This window comes from Kutzneria sp. 744 (genome assembly GCF_000568255.1).
Lineage (GTDB): Bacteria > Actinomycetota > Actinomycetes > Mycobacteriales > Pseudonocardiaceae > Kutzneria.
Window position 1 is genome coordinate 2,526,916 of the sequence record NZ_KK037166.1, and the last position, 15,519, is coordinate 2,542,434.

The following is a 15,519-nucleotide window of genomic DNA, read 5'->3' on the forward strand; positions in this document are numbered from 1 at the left end:
CCGTGGGCGGTGGTCGCGCGCCACGGGCGCTGGTACCTGCTCTGCCACTCGCATCGGGCCGAGGCCGTTCGGACGTACCGCATCGACCGGATCCGCGCCGTCGAGCCGACGGCGCTGGAGTTCGAGCCGCCCGAGGACCTCGATCCGGTGAAATCCCTGGAGGAGAACCTCGGCGCGGGCTGGCAGTACTCGACCCGGGTGGTGTTCGACGCGCCGGTGGCGCGGGTCGCGCCGTGGATCCGGGGGCCGATGGGGCGGCTGGAGCCGCACGGCGACGGCTGCGTGCTGGTGGGCAGCACCAACAATCCCGAGATGTACGCGCAGGAGTGGCTGGCAGGCGTGCCGCTGCCGTTCCGCATCGAGGAAGGCCCCGAGCTGCGGTCGGCCATGGCCACGCTGGTGGCCCGGCTGACGGCGTCGCTGGCCCGGTTGCCCGAGTAGTCAGTATTCGTTACTGTCATGATTACTGACTAACTGGGGAGTGGCCATGAAGATCGGCATCGGCATGCCGAACCAGGTCCGCGACGTCGATCCCACGGTGATCCCGGAGTGGGCGAAGCGGGCCGAGGCGGCCGGTTTCTCGGCGCTGGGCACCATCGGCCGGATCGCCTACCCGGGCGTGATGGACACCGTGGCGCTGGCCGCGGCGGCCGGCGCGACCAGCACGATCGGCCTGCTCAGCCAGGTGATGCTGACGACCGTGTGGCCCGGGCGGTTGCTGGCCAAGGAACTCGCCGGCATCGACGGCGTCTCCGGCGGACGGCTCACGCTCGGCATCGGCCTCGGCGGCCGTGAGGACGACTTCGTCGTCGAGGGGCTCGGCATGAAGGGCCTCGGCAAGCGCCTGGACGCCGACCTGGAGAGCTACCGGGAGGTGTGGACCGGGCAGCCGGTCGGCGGCGGCGCCAATCCCGGCGTGCCGACCGGAACGCGCGAGGTGCCGATGCTGATCGGCGGCACGGCCGCGGCCTCGTTCAAGCGGATGGCCAAGTGGGGCGCGGGATACATCGTCCCCGGCCTGCCCGCCGCCGACGCCGCCGTCTTCTTCGACCAGGCCCGGGCCGCGTGGCGGGAGGCCGGCCGCGTCGAGGAGCAGCGCCTGGTCGCCGGCGGCTACTTCGCCCTCGGCGACCCCGACCGGGGCCGCGCCAACGTGCTCGACTACTACGCCGGTATGGGCGAGTACGCCGACATGGCCGCGGCGCACCTCAGCCATGACGCGGAGTCCGTGCGGGCGACAGTTGCCGCTTTCCGGGCACTGGGCGTCACCGAGTACATGCTCGTGCCGGCCACCGACGATGTGACCGACATCGACCGTCTGGCCGAAATCGTGTTCTGACGCAGCGCGCGAACGGGCAGTCCCGCGCCGCACGGAAGCAAGCCGGTCGCACCGAGGAGATCCGCCTGGTCGCCATCGCCTACTTCGCCCTCGGAGACGTTGGCAAGGGCTGCGCCGACATGCGCGACTGGTGCTCCATCGCCGGCGACGAGATCGCCGACGGCGTCAGTGGCTCGCCCGAGGCCGTGCCGTAGACCGATCGGGCAGTCTCCCGCCGCCTTCCGTCCACCGAGGTTCCGGGGGACGAGGGCCCTTGCGTGTCAGGGATGATTGGATAGGCTGTCGATTGAACACTCAATAGTTTCTTACAGGAGTACCTTGATGAAGATCGGCATCGGACTTCCCAACCAGGTGCGCGACGTCGACCCCACGGTGATCCCGGCCTGGGCCCGGCGGGCCGAGACGGCCGGCTTCTCCACCCTGGGCACCGTCGGCCGCATCGCCTACCCCGGCGTCATGGACAGCGTCACGCTGGCCGCCGCGGCCGGCGCGACCAGCACCATCGGCCTGATCAGCAACGTCATGCTGGCCCCGGTGTGGCCGGCGCAGCTGCTGGCCAAGGAGCTGGCCGGCATCGACGGCGTCTCCGGCGGACGGCTCACCATCGGCTTCGGCATCGGCGGCCGCGAGGACGACTTCGTCGTCGAGGGCCGCGGCCCGAAGGGCCTCGGCAAGCGGATCGACGCCGACCTCGAGGAGTACCGCAAGTTCTGGACCGGGCAGCCCGTCGGCGGCGGCGCCAACCCCGGCGTGCCCGCCGGCACCCGTGAGGTGCCGATGCTGTTCGGCGGCATGGCCGAGGCCTCGTTCAACCGCATGGCCAAGTGGGGCGTCGGCTACGTCGCCGGCTCCGTGCCCGCCGACTGGGTGGCCGGCCACTTCGACCAGGCCCGCGCCGCGTGGCAGGCCGCCGGCCGCACCGAGGAGCAGCGCCTCGTCGCCATCGCCTACTTCGCGCTGGGCGACCCCGACAAGGGCCGCGCCAACGTGCACGACTACTACGTCGTGTCCGGCGAGTTCGCCGACCTGGTGTCGGCCAACATGTCCGACACCGCCGAGAAGCTGCGGGAGACCGTGAAGAGCTTCGAGGCCATCGGGGCCACCGACCTGATCCTCAACCCCACCACCGACGACCTCGACGACATCGAGCGGCTCGCCGAAATCGTGCTGTGACGTCCTGAAGGCCGGGGGCTGCTCACGCCTCCGGCCTTTTCCGGAACAGCGCCGTCCACAGGAAGTCCACGCCGAAGTGCGGGGTGCCCTCCCGCATGCGCCGGATTTCCACCTCGGCCAGGTCGGCGAAGATCCAGCGCAGGTCGTCGGGCTCGTAGCCGACTCCCCCGTCCAGCACCGGGTTCCGGTAGAAGTCGGCGTCGGGACGGCTGGAGCCCTCCTCGGTGGTGAAACACGTGAGGGCGAGGTGTCCGCCCGGCGCCAGCGCGCGGTCCAGCAGCTGGAGGTAGCTGATCCGGCGGTGCGGCGGCAGGTGGTGGAAGCAGCCGGAGTCGTAGATCAGGTCGTACGTCCCGGTCACCGAGAACGCGTTCTGGCAACGGAAATCGACCATGACGCCGGTTTCCCGGGCCCGATCCTCGGCCCAGGCGATCGCCTCGGACGACAGGTCGACGCCTTCCACCGTGAAGCCCTCGGCCGCGAGGTAGAGAGCGTTCCGGCCCGCGCCGCAGCCGACGTCCAGGGCCCGGCCGGGCGTGACGAGACCGCGTTCCAGGTATGACACCAGGCTCTCGTCCGGCTCGACGGCGAAGAACGGCACCGGCCGCGAGCGGTCGGCGTAGAAGCGGTCCCACCAGGCGGCGTCGATGGCGAACAGGCCGTCCAGCACGCTCAGCACGTCCTCGACGCAACGAATGCGGCGATCCATGTGAAGGCCCTCCCCCGTGAGCCTTGATCTTATCGTTTCCGCTGGTTGGATGGGGTCTTGTGAGTGGATTCGCGATCGTGGGCACGGGCTGGCGGGCGGAGTTCTTCTGGCGGCTGGCGGCGGAGCTGGACGACCTGGACTGCGTCGGGGTGGTGTCCCGCAGCAGGAGCGACCTGCCGGTGCCGGTGTTCCGGACCGTGGACGAATGCCTGGCGGCGGGGCCCGATTTCGTGGTGACGGCGACGCCGTGGGCGGTGACGCCGTCGCTGGTGGCGGAGCTGGCCGCGGCGGGGGTGCCGGTATTGGCGGAGACGCCGCCGGCGCCGGACGTGGCGGGATTGCGGGAGCTGTGGGCTCGCGTCGGGTCCACGGGTCTGGTGCAGGTGGCGGAGCAGTACACCCGGATGCCGTCACATGCCGCGCGGGTGGCCTTGGTGCGTAAGGGAGTGCTGGGCGAACCGACTCGCGTTGACGTGTCGTCGACGCACCAGTACCACGCCGTGTCGTTGATGCGGACCCTGCTCGGCATCGGCCTTGGACGGGCCGACGTGCGGGCGGTGCGGACCATCGCCCGGCTGACGGATCCGTTGACCCGCGACGGTTGGGCCGATCCGGCCGAGGTCAAGGACGCCTCGACGACCATCGCCACCGTCGAGTTCGAGGGTGGCGGCCTGGGGCTGTACGACTTCACCGACAACCAGTGGCACAACCAGCTGCTGATGCGGCGAATCCTCGTGCGCGGCACCCTGGGTGAGTTGCGGGACAACGAGGTTGTGCGTCTGACCGCGCCGAAGACCATCGTGCGCGGCGAGATCGTGCGCCGGCAGACCGGCTACGACCTCGACCTCGACGGCTACGACACCGACCACATCACCTTCGGCGACGAGGTCCTCTACCGCAACCCGTACCAGGGAAAACGGTGGAACGACGAGGAGATCGCCATCGCCACCCTGTTGCAGGACATGGGCCGCTGGGTCCGTGACGAGGGGCCGGCGCCCTATCCCCTGGCCGACGGCATCCAGGACCACCGCATCGCCCTGGCCATCGAGGAAGCGGCCGACAGCGGCCTCGCCGTCCGCGTGGACGACGAGCCCTGGCACTAAGTCGCTTGTGGATCGGCCGCCGGGGCTGGCACCGTGCCCCGGTGGTCCTCCTCCTCGGTGACAAGCGCACCTTCGCGGCGGAAGTCGGCGACTCCGACGGAACCGACATGCGCCGGGTGGATCTGTGGGCCGCCGACGAGTGGCTGACCTGCCACGACAACACCGTCTACGTGCCGCAGTTCCGGCACTACGTCGGACTCACCCTGGATCGGTTGCCGCCCGCGGCCGTGCCCTTCCCCGGCCTGTCCGCGTGCTGACTGCCCAGTTCTGGCGTGAAGACCACCTCCGCGAGCATCCCGAGCACGCGGGGATGGTCTTCACCGCGGAGATCCCAGTCGAGGTGCTGACCGGGATCCTTCAGGGCCTGGTGGCGGCCCTCAGCACTGGGGAACGCCGGCCGTGCCGGTGAAGTACCGCTGGTCGGGGCCGCCGGAGTGGGCGAAGCCGCTGACGCCGGTGGCGTTGTCGCGCACGGAGAACCACACCTCGTTGAAGCCCGGGCCGGGCGCGGTGCCGTACTTGTAGCAGTACACGGTCACGGACTGGCCCTTGTAGCCCGAGCCCTTGCCCGTGCAGGTCGTCGCGGCGCAGGTGCGGATCTTCACACCGTCGGCGGTGAACACGCCCTGGTTGGCCGTGGGCGCGGCAGCGGCCGGCAACGCGAAGCCGACGGCGGCCAGCGCGGCGAGTCCCACGGATGTCAGCGCACGTGTGAGCGACACTTGTCTTTCCCCCTGCTCAGTTGTGGATCGTTCACATCGGAGCATAGGGGCGTCGCGCGATCCGCGCAGGGGATTCGCCGGGCTGGTCACGCCTCGGTGGACCGAGCGCAGGCACGGCGATCCGGGGCCGCACCGACGAGTGTCCGATGTAGACCGTGCGCCGGGCATGGGTTTACTCGATGACACCGAAACAAGGCGCCGGTCAGCGCCAGCTGACGCCGGCGGCGATGAGGATCTTGCGGAGCTGGCTCGCGCTGAGGCGAATGCCGTCGGCGCGGACCGCCTCCGCGAGCGCCTCCAGCGTCCAGTGGCGCTTGCCGGCGACGGCGACGATCCGGTCGCGGTCCCGCTCGGTGATGGTGGAACGGCGGCCCGAACCCGGTTGCGCCATCAGGCCTTGCACGCCCTGCTCGTCGAACGCGGCCAGCCAGCGCTTGACCGTGTGCGGGGTCAGGCCGGCGTCGCTGGCGATCGAGGTGACGGACTCGCCGCGCCAGGCCGCCAGCACCAGTTGGGCGCGGCGGGCCCAGGCGTTGGCGCCCACGCCGTCCGCGAGCGAGCGGATGGCGTGCTCCTCCCAGGCCCCGGCCGGCGGCCGGACTGCGGACAGTGGCATGACATCACCCACGAGTTACTTGAATGTTCACAAAACGTAGCAACGCCGATGTGAGCATTCAAGTGATCGGCCAGGGTTCTGCCCGTGACCCCGCCCGAGGCCGGCTGAACGAACAGCAGCGGGGATCCTGGACCGGCCAGGCCCCGGCGGCGATGTGGACCAGAGCGGGAACGTCGGAGAGCACGAGCTTGCGGAGGTGACGGTCGCTATGCGCGCCGACCATCGGGATGCCCAGCACTGACGTGGCGACGAGGACGGACAGCACCGTTCCCGTCTGACCCTCCATACCCGCGTGGCGTAGGAAGTCGCTGACGTAGGTGTAGAGGAGTGGCGGCGGCCGGTTCACGCCTCGTGGATCCTGGGCCACCCACTGCCGGTCCGCCCGATAGGGCGGTTCGCCTCCGCCCGACGCGGAGGCGAACAGGGTGAGCGGAATGTCGGGCACGGTGCGGTTGGTCGAGAACACGGGCGAGAACCGGGAAGCGGTGCGCGCTGGACGGGCCGGGGGCTGTTCTACCGGAAGTACGGGTTCGAGCCGACGGGTGAGGTGGAGGACGGCGAGCCGGTGCTGCGGCTGGACCTCGCCGCCTGATGGTCAGAACAGGCCGTTGCCGTGCGGCAGCTGGGCCGGGATCGGCGCGATGACGTCCCAGTGCTCGACGATCTTGTTGTCCTCCACCCGGAACAGGTCCCAGTACGCGACCGGCACGCCGAACTCGCCCTCGGACTGCACGAGCACCAGGTCGCCGTCGGCGATGACGCGGTGGATCGTCTTGTACGCCAGGTGCTTGCCCTGCTTGGCCCACTCCCCGGCGGCGGCGCTGAAACCGTCGAGGCCGTCGGCCGCCTCGGGGTTGTGCTGGTGGTAGGACTCGGTGGAGATGAAGTCCGTCAGCACGGAGTAATCCGCGTCCTGCAACACCTTCTGTGCGAAAACGGCGACCAGGGACCGGTTGTGCTCGGTCAGCCCGGAGGCGAACGGCGCCGACGGGCCGTCGGTCTGCGTGCGACCGCTGGCGGTGTTCTCCACCAGCGGGGTCAGTGCGTCCCAGTGCTCGGCGAGCTTGCCGTCCGCCACCCGAAACAGGTCGAACGCGACCAGCGGCACCGGGCCGAAGCCGTGGTAGACGCCGTGCAGCGCGACTAGGTCGCCGTCGACCAGCACGCGGGCCAGCTCGTAGCGGAAACCGCTGGGCAGCTGGGAAACCAGGGCCCGCAGACCCTCGGGACCGTCGGCGGCCAGCGCGCTGTGCTGACGGTAGTCGGGCGCCACCCAGCGGTCCACCGCGCCGGGGTCGGCGTCGCCGAACAGCTCGCCGACGGCCTGCAGCACCAGATCCTTGTTGCTCATGGGGTGTCCTCATCGGTTCGCGGCGGACGGGGTGTCCGCCGGGCACCGCTTCACCCTCTCCCCCACGGCGCGTCCGAACGAGGTCGGTTCACGCCCACGTATGGTCAAAAGTGGACATATCCCGAGGCGTTCTAGGCACGCACCGTCCGGAGCCGGCCGACAAGCCAGGGAGCCGCAAGCAGAACCACGACGGCGACCTCCAGGAGCACGCTGATCAATGCCTGCGGTGCGGGATCGAAACCGCGCTCGACGAAGGTGCCGATGCCGACCGTGCGGGACATGACGAAGCCTGCCAGCGCGCCGGCCGCGAGTCCGGCGGCGGCCAGCCGCAGGATCAGCACGTTGCTCACCAGCAGCAGCACGGCGATCGCGAACGAGCCGCTGGCCTGGAGCAGAAACGCCGGCCCGACAAGGGGAATCGCCCGATAACCGTGCAGGTACAGGTCTGCGTGGACAAAACCGGCGGCGGCGAGCAGCACCGCGCAGATGTACCTGGTCATGACAGCTTCACGTCCTTCACGGCCAATCCCGGATTTCCCGGCCGGTAGGCGACTTCGCGGATGCCGAGCGCGTCGGCGAGCTTGCCGGCCGGCAGCGTGACCGGGGTCGGCGCGGGGCCGACGCCGGGTTTGGGCAGTGGATACGCGGTTGTGGTCGCGCTGTGGAAGGTGATGTTGCCTTCGGTCTTGGTGAACAGCTGGTGCACATGCCCGTTGAGACACGTCACCGAGGAGAACCGGCGGAGGTAGGACAGCGCCTGCACGGCGTCATCGGTGCCCCAGCCCCAGGCCGGATACATGGCGAACAGCGGGATGTGGCTGAACACCACGATCGGCGTGTCCGAGGACAGCCTGGCGACGTCCTTGCGGATGAACTCCAACTGGTCGGCGCCGAGGTGGCCCAGCTTCTCCAGGCTCAAGGTGTTGACCAGGGCCAGGAAGTGCACGCCCTTCAGGTCGAAGCTGTACCAGCCGTCGCCCGCGGTGCCCGCGCCGAAGGCCGCCCGGTACTTCTGGCCCGCGTCGTCCACGGAGTCGTGCTCGCCGGGCACGGTCAGCGTCTGGGACGTGTTGAGACGGCTCATCATCTGCTTGACCTGGTCGAACTGGCCCGGCGTCGACAGGTGGGTGAGATCCCCGGTGTGCATCACGAAGTCCGGCCGGAACGGCAGCGCGTTGACCTGGTTCACGGCGTGGGTGAAGGACTGTTCGACGGCGGTGTTGGCCGTGCCCTTGAAGCCGATATGGCTGTCGCTGACCTGCACGAACCGCAGCGCGTGCGGATCGGCGAACGGGTCGGGGGCGGCCGCGCCGGCCGGGCCGGCGGAGATGTGGCTGATCACCTCGCCGCCGGCGACCGTGAGCACCACGGCCGCGCCGAACCAGGCGGTGTGGCGCATCAGCTGCCGGCGGGTCATGCCGCGTTCGTCCTCTGTGGATTCACTCACGGCGTCACCGTCACGGTCGCGGTCATGAACGGGTGGATGGTGCAGAGATAGGAGAACGTGCCGGCCTGGGTGAAGGTGTACCGATAGGTGTCGCCCTGGTTGAGCGGCTTGGAGTTGAGCGGGCCGGACTTGCCGTCGCTGGTGACGGTGTGCGGGTCCTGGTCGGCGTTGGTCCAGGTGACCGTGGTGCCGACCTTGACCGTGATGCTGGCCGGATCGAAGACGAAGTTCTTGATGGACACGGTGTTCGTCGCCACCGGCTTGTCCGGTGTGGACTGTGAGCTGGACGGCATGTCCATGCCGGACGTCGGGCTCGTGGCGGTCGACGACTGGGCCGGGCTACAGGCGGCCAGCGCCACGAGCGCCAGACCGACCACCGCGATTTCCCTTGTCCCACGGGATTTCCTCATGCCATGGGATACGGGGCGGGGTTACGCCGACGGCGGCACGAAAACCTCGACGTGGCCGTTGGACTCCCGGGCCAGCACGTGCGGCAGCGGCGGCGGGGCCACCGGAAGCTCATGCGTGGCCAAGGATCCGTCCACATTGAACGACGTGCGGTGGCACGGGCAGTTCAGCTTGCGCTCCGGGGCGTCCAGCCGCAGCCGGCAGCCGAGATGGGTGCAGACGGCCGACACCGCCGACACCTCGGCGCCGTCACGCCGCAGGAACCCCGCCACCGCACCGAGATCGAACGGCCGCACGCTGCCGTCGGGCAGGTCCGCGGAGGCCACCACGGGCCGCCATTCCCCGTCGTCCGGCACCAGGTTCTGGTCCTTCGGCGCCGCGGCCGTCACAGCGTCGGTGATCACGTGGTCGACGCCGGCTCCGACCGCCACGGCGGCCGCGGCCGCCGTCGTGACCTTGACGAAACGCCGGCGGTTGGCCGGCTTCTCCCCGTCCATCTCGGCGGCCAGCCGGTCATGCAGGCTCGCCACGAACTCCGCCGACGGCTCCCCGGGATCCTCCGCCGCCCGCAACAGGATCGCCGCCCGCACCTGCGCGGCATCGTCCTCGTCGGGCCGGAACCGGCGCGGCCGGCGCCCGGCCAGCAGGTCCTCGACGTACCGCCACACTGGAGTCTTCACGACAGCATCCCTTCCGCCACCGTCGCGGCCTGCCGAAGGGCTCGGTGTTGCAGCACCTTCGCGTTGCCGATGGAGACCCCCATCTCGGCCGCGGCCTCCTTGATCGAGCACGCGCCGAGAAACCGCAGCTCGAGGATCCGCCGATAGCGCTCGGGCAGCTCGGCCAGTATCGCCGCCGCCCGGGCCGGCGCGGTCGGGTCCGTCGGCGCCGGCTCCGGCGTCGACATGCCCAACTCCTCGTCGAGAGTGGTGATCTCGCGACCGAGGGTGCGCCGCCAGTAGTCCGCCAGCACCGTGCGGGCCGTGGCCAGCAGGTAGGACCGGACCTCGCCGACGCTGGCCGAGATCCGCAGCGGCCGCAGCGCCGTCAGGAACACCTCGGTCGTCAGATCCTCCGCATCCGGCCGGTTGCCGACCTTGGCGTACATCAGCCGGTGAATCCGGCCGATGTTGTCCCGGTAGACCGCTTCCCAGTCGGCGTAGACCTCCTCGCCCACCAGGTGCAGCCCCCTCGGCTCGGCTCGTTGCCGCTCGCCCACGCTGCCCACCATCCTCCACCCGTCCCGAAGACGGGTACGGAGCGGGGTTACACGAGGATGCCGTGCAGCAGCAGGTCGATCAGCCGGCCGGCCAGGTCGCGCCGACCCTCGCTGGCGGCGATCAGGCTGATGCCGCCGAGGGCCATCAGCACGTCGTGGGCGTTGGCGTCGGGCCGCATGTCCGCCGTGAGCAGGCGTTCGATGGCGGTCGCCAGCATCGCCCGGGTCTCCAGCTTCTCGCCCTCGTCCGTCAGGACGACGCGGAGCACGTCCGCCATGCCGTCCTTGGTGGTCATGAAGTCGATGAAGCGTTCCATCCACGCCCGCAGCGCCCCCGCGGGCGGCAGCTCGGTCGCCAGGTCGGGCGCGGCGTCGCACAGGCGTTGCACCTCGTTGCGGTACGTGGCCTCGATCAGCAGCTCCTTGGACGGGAATCGCCGGTAGAGGGTGCCGACGCCCACCCCCGCTTCTTTGGCGATGTCCTTCACGGAGGCGTTCGCGCCGTCCCGGGTGAAGGCCGCGGCCGCGGCGACCAGCAGGCGATCCTCGTTGCGCTGGGCGTCCGCCCGCAGCTTGCGACGCTCCGCCACGGCGGCCTCCAGGGGATCTAAGCGGAACCGACTCCGCATCCAACCCTACCTAACGCCACATGCGCTTCCCATGTGGCATCAGCCGCCATATGGGAAGCGCATGTGGCGAAAAAGCGGGCGCCGGCCGGCGAGTGGGCGCTGGCATTTGAGTGACCGGGTCGTCACTTCGTGCGATGGTGTCGGGGTGGCGGGTGGTGTGGCGGCGGCGCGGTGGCGGGACGTGGCGGCGGTGGGCCAGTTCCGCGTGCTGTGGCTGGCCCACGCGCAGTCGAGGATCGGCGATCAGCTGGCCCGGGTGGCGCTGTCGGTGCTGGTGTTCGAGCGCACCCACTCGCCGGCGTGGACCGCGTTGACGTACGCGATGACGATCCTGCCCAACCTGGCCGGCGGGACGTTGTTGGCGGGACTGGCGGATCGGTTCGACCGCCGGACGGTGATGGTGGCGGCGGACCTGACCCGCGCGGCGCTGGTGGCGGTCATGGTGATCCCGGGCCAGCCGATCGCGGTGCTGGTGGTGCTGCTGTGCCTGGTGCAACTGCCGTTCGCGCCGTTCTCGGCTGCGCGCAACGCGGTGTTGCCTGCGGTGCTGCCGGGCGACCGGTACATGGTCGGCCTGGCGGTAATGCGCACGACCGACCAGCTCGGCCTGGTCGGCGGCATCGCGATCGGTGCGACGCTGGTGACGTACCTGGGCACCTCGACCACGTTGATGATCGACGCGGCGACCTTCGCGGCGTCGGCCGCCCTGGTTCGACTGGGCGTCGGCCGGCATCGGCCGCCGCGAGCCGGGCAGCGGGTGAACCTGGGTGCCGGAATCCGTATCGTCACCGAAAATCCGCAGCTCAGGGCCCTCGTGGCGATCGCCTGCGTGAACGGCTTCTATGTGGTGCCGGAGTCGCTGGCAGTGCCGTACGCGGCCCAGCTGGGCCAGGGCACGGGCGCGGTGGGCTGGCTGCTGGCGGCGGTCCCGGCCGGCTCGATCGTCGGCATGATCTGGCTCAAGAGCGTCCGCCCCGACCTGCGGTTACGGCTGATGGCGCCGCTGACCGTCGCGACGTGCGCGGTCCTGGTTCCGAGCGGCTGGGCCCCCGTGTTGGCGGTGTCCGTGGCGCTGTGGGCGGTGTCCGGCCTGGCCAGCGCGCACGACATGGTGGTGCAGGGCGCTTTCGTGCAGCGGGTGCCGGACGAGTCGAGGGGGCAGGCGATCGGCCTGGCCAGCGCGGCGATGCAGGCGGCGCAGGGCGTCGGCATCGTGCTGGCCGGTCTGCTGGCTCAGGTCCTCACGCCGGCCGCCGTGGTCGGACTCGCGGGGGCGGCCGGCGTGGTCGCCGCCGTCGCCGCCGGTGTTGCCTGGCGACGCGCGGCGAGCTGAGACTCCGCCGAACGGGTCACTTCCAGGTGTTCTCGCGCCAGGTGTTCTCACGCATCGCAGCTCACCTCCTCGTTCTCCAGGCGGGTGTCCTAGGGGACGCTGGGCCAACCGGGTGCGGTTCATATGGTCTCCTACCAGCGCAGACTCCGGATGCGCCAGTTCGGTTACGCTGCTGTGCGTGGGATGGGTCCGCGGCTTCGAGGTGTGGACCACGCCTCGGCACGTGCTGGCGTACGTGCTGATCGTCGACGCCCTGGCGGTGATCGCCACCGGTGCCACGGCCGGAATCCTGCCCGTCACCGAGACTGATTGGATCCGGCTCGGTGTTCTTTTCGGCTGCGTGCTGGCCCACGTCGAGCTGTCACGGTCGATCGAGCGCGCCCGCAAACTGGCGTCCGGGGCCGGGCCTTTCGTCGACGGCCTGACCGTGTGGCACTTCACCGCCGTGTTGATCCTGCCCGCGCCGCTGGCCACCGCCCTGGTCGTGTTCACCCAGACCTACGTGTGGTTCCGCGTGTGGCGGGGCCGTCGGCCGCTGTACAAGTGGGTGTTCAGCGCCGCCACCGTGCTACTGGCCACGCAGGCGTCCGCCGTCCTGCTGCTGGCCGCCCCCGGGCCGCATCCCGGCTTGCCGGAGGGCTGGATCGGCATCGCCTTCATCCTGGCTGCCGCCCTGGTCCGGTGGCTGATCAACTACTCCCTCATCCTCGGCGCGATCCTCGTCTCCTCGCCCGACCTGCGGGCCGGCCAGATCGTCGGCGAGTTCGGCGAGCAGGTCCTCGAAGCCGGCGCCATGGGCATCGGCCTCGCCGCCGCCGGGCTCGTCGAGTACGACCCGCGGCTGCTCATCGGCGTCGTCGTCGGCCTCTATGCCTTGCACCGCAGCGTGTTGCTGCCCCAGTTCCGCCGCGCCTCCCAGACTGACGGCAAGACCGGGCTCTACACGCCCAACTGGTGGCACCAGATCGCCGAGGGCGCCTTCACCCGCGCCGAGGCCTCCCGTGCCTGCCTCGGCGTGCTCATGCTCGACCTCGACCACTTCAAGCGGCTCAACGACACCCACGGCCACCTAGCCGGCGACCAGGTCCTCCGCGCCGTCGCCGACACCATCAACGACGCCGTCCGCAGCTACGACGCCGCATGCCGTTGGGGCGGCGAGGAGTTCGCCATCCTGCTGCCCGAGGTCTCCCCCTCCGAGCTGCACGAGATCGCCGAGCGCCTCCGCCACCGCGTCCGCTCCCTCACCGTCGACATCCCCGGCGACGGCCAGGTCACCGACCAGACCGTCTCCATCGGCGGCGCCCTCTACCCCAGCCCCGGCATCACCAGCCTCGACGACCTCCAACTCGCCGCCGACACCGCCCTCTACGCCGCCAAAGCCGCCGGCCGCGACCGCGTCCGCCTCGCACCCCCGGCAGGCTGAAGGCCTATCGCGCCTCGGCCCACCGTCGGCCGACCGCGAGCAACACAGCTTGGGCCTCATTGCCGGTGACGGCCGCCGACCACAGCTCGTCGGCGAGCCGGTTGAACACGGCCACCTGGTCGGGGTCCGTGATGCGGTCGTCGGTCGTGACCGCCTCGACCTGCACGGCGTCGTCGAAGATCCAGAAGCTGTCCTGCAGCAGAACGGGCAGCGGACGGTACAGCGGCACGATGCCGAACCGGACCGTGGGCAGCCCGACCACCGACACCAACCGGTCGACCTGTGCGGCCATCACCTGCGGCGAGCACGGCGGGTTGGTCAGCGCGGTCTCGGCGACGAGGATCTCGATGTCTCGGCCCGGCTGATACAGCAGCTGCTGCCGCTCCAGCCGCGCGGCGATGGATGCGTCGATGTCCCGGGGAACACGCAGCAGACTCGCTTGCCGCTCGAAGACCGCGCGCATGTAGTCGGCGGTCTGCAACACGCCGGGCACAAGCTTCGAAGCGACGCCACGGATTTGGATCGCGGTGCGCCAAGTCGACGCGCTCAGCTCCTGCCGTGCCCGATGGCCGGCACGCAACTGCCGACTCCAGCCGAGCTGTTGGACCCTCAGGTTGCGCAGCTCGGCCCGTAGCTCGTCGGCGGTCGACACGGGCGCGCCGACCTCCACGCACCAGTCGCTGAGGTCGGTGTCGGTCGCGGTCTGCTTGCCGGTTTCGATCTTCGACACCTTCGAGCCTGCCCAGCCGAGACGCTCCGCGAGCTCGCTGCCCTTCAGGCCGGCCTGTTCGCGCAGCCTGCGCAGCTTGTCGCCGAACGCAAGGCGCCGCGTCTCGAAGTCGCTGACCACGCTCTCCTCGATCACAGTCTCATGTACTCCCGGAACGGGACAGCATGATCCCATGCCCGTGCCCGGACACTCCGGAAGCGGACGACTTCAGCGGGGTCGTCGATGAGCTCGCCGCCGACGAGCGTGTGGTCGACGAACGTGGGCAGCAGCACGCGCTCGTCGTCGAGGACCCAGAAGTCCACCGGCGGCAACGCGAGCTCGACCGCCGCTGCCGCCGTCAGGATCCGAATGTCCTCGCCGGCCTCGACCGCCGGCTCGGTGATGCGAGCCAGCTGATACGCGAGGTAGTCGGTGAGCGGGTCCGTGAGCACCCGCACCCGCTCGAAGCGGATCCCCGCCGAGGTCACCTCCCGAATCCTGGTCAGCCACCGCGCGAACCACTCGAGGTCGTCGGGTTCTCCTTCCAGGTACCGCCGAAGGGGCTCGCGCTCGCTCGGTTCGTTGTAGGTGCCCTGGATCTCCAGGCGCCACGCCGACTTCGTGATCGACTGCACGAGCGTCCGATGCTCGTCTCGCCACTGCTGGGCGGGCACGTGCTGCGGCCGCTTGGCGCCCTCGAAGACCTGGCCCGGGACCTGATCGGCTCGTTCGACGATGAGACGGCGACCAAGGCGGTGATCAGCGCGGTGGCGCCGACCGACCTCGTGACGGGGAATCGGCCCCGCGTAAGCGAAGGCGACAAGGCGATGGGGCTGCCCGAGGTGTGGCGGGGGCGGTTCGACGACCCGAGGCTGGCCGACGCGGTGGAGGAGTTCCAACGCCAGGCCGACGCCCACATCGGCATCACGCCGGAGCATCACGACCGGCTGAGCCTGACCGCGAAGTCGAAAGGCTTGGCAGCCAACGACATGACCGAAGCACAACGAGACCAGTTGCGAGCGGTGCTCATGACGTTCCTCGCAAGGGTCCCGGACGAGCTGGCCGAGCAGGAAGCGAAGAAGTTCGCCGGGGACGCCATCAAGGACGTGCACTTCGCCTGGGCGGGTTCGAGAGAACCGGGGCGGCCGCACTACTACCGGCTGCAGGGCCCACGCCTGCTGGCCGAGTACGACAACACCCAGCGCGAGGCCAACCACGTGCACACGGTGTGGCGGGACCCGGTGAACGACTTCGGCGACGACGTGCTGGCCCGCCACATCGCGGCCCACCACCGCTGACCACACCGATGCAGGGAAGGACGCCTTACCCGCGTTCAAC

21 protein-coding genes are annotated in these 15,519 nt (G+C 70.2%); 8 read left to right on the forward strand and 13 right to left on the reverse strand.

Translation table 11 applies throughout. From position 1 onward, the window contains the following. The 3 genes from KUTG_RS61015 to KUTG_RS11175 all read left to right on the forward strand — a co-directional run. Positions 1-441: helix-turn-helix transcriptional regulator (locus KUTG_RS61015; RefSeq protein WP_043716703.1), on the forward strand; the 441-nt coding region annotated here is incomplete at its 5' end. Between the two features lie 46 nt (positions 442-487). Beyond that, positions 488-1,339: an LLM class flavin-dependent oxidoreductase gene (locus tag KUTG_RS11170; RefSeq protein WP_043716705.1), complete on the forward strand. Its 852-nt coding sequence runs from the start codon at positions 488-490 to the stop codon at positions 1,337-1,339. A 321-nt stretch (positions 1,340-1,660) separates the two neighbouring features. After that, positions 1,661-2,512 (forward strand): LLM class flavin-dependent oxidoreductase, encoded by an 852-nt coding sequence (locus KUTG_RS11175; protein WP_043716706.1) that lies wholly within the window; start codon positions 1,661-1,663, stop codon positions 2,510-2,512. A gap of 22 nt (positions 2,513-2,534) precedes the next feature. On the opposite strand, the gene KUTG_RS11180 is transcribed toward KUTG_RS11175, so the two are convergent. After that, positions 2,535-3,221 carry a class I SAM-dependent methyltransferase gene (locus tag KUTG_RS11180; protein ID WP_043716708.1) on the reverse strand — a complete coding sequence of 229 codons (687 nt, stop codon included), beginning with the start codon at positions 3,219-3,221 and terminating at the stop codon, positions 2,535-2,537. Positions 3,222-3,280: 59 nt separating this feature from the next. Between KUTG_RS11180 and KUTG_RS11185 the strand changes: the two genes are divergently transcribed. Together KUTG_RS11185 and KUTG_RS61020 are read left to right on the forward strand one after the other, a co-directional pair. Then, entirely contained in the window at positions 3,281-4,324 is a 1,044-nt protein-coding gene (locus KUTG_RS11185) for a Gfo/Idh/MocA family protein (protein ID WP_052394327.1), read from the forward strand. Between the two features lie 41 nt (positions 4,325-4,365). Continuing rightward, positions 4,366-4,581 (forward strand): hypothetical protein, encoded by a 216-nt coding sequence (locus tag KUTG_RS61020; protein WP_198047096.1) that lies wholly within the window; start codon positions 4,366-4,368, stop codon positions 4,579-4,581. A 120-nt stretch (positions 4,582-4,701) separates the two neighbouring features. Here the strand turns inward: KUTG_RS61020 and KUTG_RS11195 are convergent, their stop codons facing one another. The 10 genes from KUTG_RS11195 to KUTG_RS11240 form a co-directional block, all read right to left on the reverse strand. Continuing rightward, on the reverse strand, positions 4,702-5,046 hold the full coding sequence (locus tag KUTG_RS11195) for a hypothetical protein (protein ID WP_043716710.1): 345 nt from the start codon (positions 5,044-5,046) through the stop codon (positions 4,702-4,704). 202 nt (positions 5,047-5,248) lie between these two features. Continuing rightward, the gene (locus KUTG_RS53250) at positions 5,249-5,662 is read right to left on the reverse strand and encodes a helix-turn-helix domain-containing protein (protein WP_052394328.1); all 414 of its coding nucleotides are present in this window, start codon (positions 5,660-5,662) and stop codon (positions 5,249-5,251) included. Positions 5,663-5,720: 58 nt separating this feature from the next. After that, the gene (locus KUTG_RS11205; RefSeq protein ID WP_043716712.1) at positions 5,721-6,128 is read right to left on the reverse strand and encodes a hypothetical protein; all 408 of its coding nucleotides are present in this window, start codon (positions 6,126-6,128) and stop codon (positions 5,721-5,723) included. 129 nt (positions 6,129-6,257) lie between these two features. After that, positions 6,258-7,013 (reverse strand): nuclear transport factor 2 family protein, encoded by a 756-nt coding sequence (locus KUTG_RS11210; RefSeq protein ID WP_043716713.1) that lies wholly within the window; start codon positions 7,011-7,013, stop codon positions 6,258-6,260. A gap of 131 nt (positions 7,014-7,144) precedes the next feature. Continuing rightward, positions 7,145-7,513, reverse strand: a complete 369-nt coding sequence (locus KUTG_RS11215) for a hypothetical protein (protein WP_043716714.1) — start codon at positions 7,511-7,513, stop codon at positions 7,145-7,147. Then, positions 7,510-8,460, reverse strand: coding sequence for a metallophosphoesterase family protein (locus KUTG_RS11220; RefSeq protein WP_232240751.1), 951 nt, complete (start codon positions 8,458-8,460; stop codon positions 7,510-7,512). Before KUTG_RS11220 ends, KUTG_RS11215 begins: the two co-directional genes overlap by 4 nt. After that, positions 8,457-8,870, reverse strand: coding sequence for a cupredoxin domain-containing protein (locus KUTG_RS11225; protein ID WP_198047097.1), 414 nt, complete (start codon positions 8,868-8,870; stop codon positions 8,457-8,459). Before KUTG_RS11225 ends, KUTG_RS11220 begins: the two co-directional genes overlap by 4 nt. A 21-nt stretch (positions 8,871-8,891) precedes the next feature. Then, positions 8,892-9,548: a QcrA and Rieske domain-containing protein gene (locus KUTG_RS11230; RefSeq protein WP_043716715.1), complete on the reverse strand. Its 657-nt coding sequence runs from the start codon at positions 9,546-9,548 to the stop codon at positions 8,892-8,894. Further along, entirely contained in the window at positions 9,545-10,087 is a 543-nt protein-coding gene (locus tag KUTG_RS11235) for an RNA polymerase sigma factor (RefSeq protein ID WP_043728975.1), read from the reverse strand. Before KUTG_RS11235 ends, KUTG_RS11230 begins: the two co-directional genes overlap by 4 nt. Positions 10,088-10,134: 47 nt before the next feature. Then, entirely contained in the window at positions 10,135-10,677 is a 543-nt protein-coding gene (locus tag KUTG_RS11240) for a TetR/AcrR family transcriptional regulator (RefSeq protein WP_198047098.1), read from the reverse strand. Positions 10,678-10,861: 184 nt separating this feature from the next. Between KUTG_RS11240 and KUTG_RS11245 the strand changes: the two genes are divergently transcribed. After that, on the forward strand, positions 10,862-12,049 hold the full coding sequence (locus tag KUTG_RS11245) for an MFS transporter (protein ID WP_052394331.1): 1,188 nt from the start codon (positions 10,862-10,864) through the stop codon (positions 12,047-12,049). Positions 12,050-12,227: 178 nt separating this feature from the next. After that, positions 12,228-13,472 carry a GGDEF domain-containing protein gene (locus KUTG_RS11250; protein ID WP_232240752.1) on the forward strand — a complete coding sequence of 415 codons (1,245 nt, stop codon included), beginning with the start codon at positions 12,228-12,230 and terminating at the stop codon, positions 13,470-13,472. Between the two features lie 4 nt (positions 13,473-13,476). On the opposite strand, the gene KUTG_RS11255 is transcribed toward KUTG_RS11250, so the two are convergent. Then, the gene (locus KUTG_RS11255) at positions 13,477-14,337 is read right to left on the reverse strand and encodes a helix-turn-helix domain-containing protein (RefSeq protein WP_052394332.1); all 861 of its coding nucleotides are present in this window, start codon (positions 14,335-14,337) and stop codon (positions 13,477-13,479) included. Beyond that, complete coding sequence (locus KUTG_RS61025) at positions 14,334-14,816, reverse strand: DUF6879 family protein (RefSeq protein ID WP_052394333.1); 483 nt, start codon at positions 14,814-14,816, stop codon at positions 14,334-14,336. The genes KUTG_RS11255 and KUTG_RS61025 overlap by 4 nt, the downstream gene beginning before the upstream one ends. Before the next feature lie 9 nt (positions 14,817-14,825). Between KUTG_RS61025 and KUTG_RS61030 the strand changes: the two genes are divergently transcribed. After that, positions 14,826-15,479: a DUF3500 domain-containing protein gene (locus KUTG_RS61030; RefSeq protein WP_052394334.1), complete on the forward strand. Its 654-nt coding sequence runs from the start codon at positions 14,826-14,828 to the stop codon at positions 15,477-15,479. The last annotated feature ends 40 nt before the right edge of the window (positions 15,480-15,519 follow it).

Bases quoted from the DNA above. Each gene is read 5' to 3' on its own strand.
- KUTG_RS53250 (WP_052394328.1), bottom strand. From the start codon at position 5,662: ATGCCACTGTCCGCAGTCCGGCCGCCGGCCGGGGCCTGGGAGGAGCAC.
- KUTG_RS61030 (WP_052394334.1), top strand. From the start codon at position 14,826: ATGCTCGTCTCGCCACTGCTGGGCGGGCACGTGCTGCGGCCGCTTGGC.
- KUTG_RS11210 (WP_043716713.1), bottom strand. From the start codon at position 7,013: ATGAGCAACAAGGATCTGGTGCTGCAGGCCGTCGGCGAGCTGTTCGGC.
- KUTG_RS11175 (WP_043716706.1), top strand. From the start codon at position 1,661: ATGAAGATCGGCATCGGACTTCCCAACCAGGTGCGCGACGTCGACCCC.
- KUTG_RS11225 (WP_198047097.1), bottom strand. From the start codon at position 8,870: ATGAGGAAATCCCGTGGGACAAGGGAAATCGCGGTGGTCGGTCTGGCG.
- KUTG_RS11180 (WP_043716708.1), bottom strand. From the start codon at position 3,221: ATGGATCGCCGCATTCGTTGCGTCGAGGACGTGCTGAGCGTGCTGGAC.
- KUTG_RS11170 (WP_043716705.1), top strand. From the start codon at position 488: ATGAAGATCGGCATCGGCATGCCGAACCAGGTCCGCGACGTCGATCCC.
- KUTG_RS11215 (WP_043716714.1), bottom strand. From the start codon at position 7,513: ATGACCAGGTACATCTGCGCGGTGCTGCTCGCCGCCGCCGGTTTTGTC.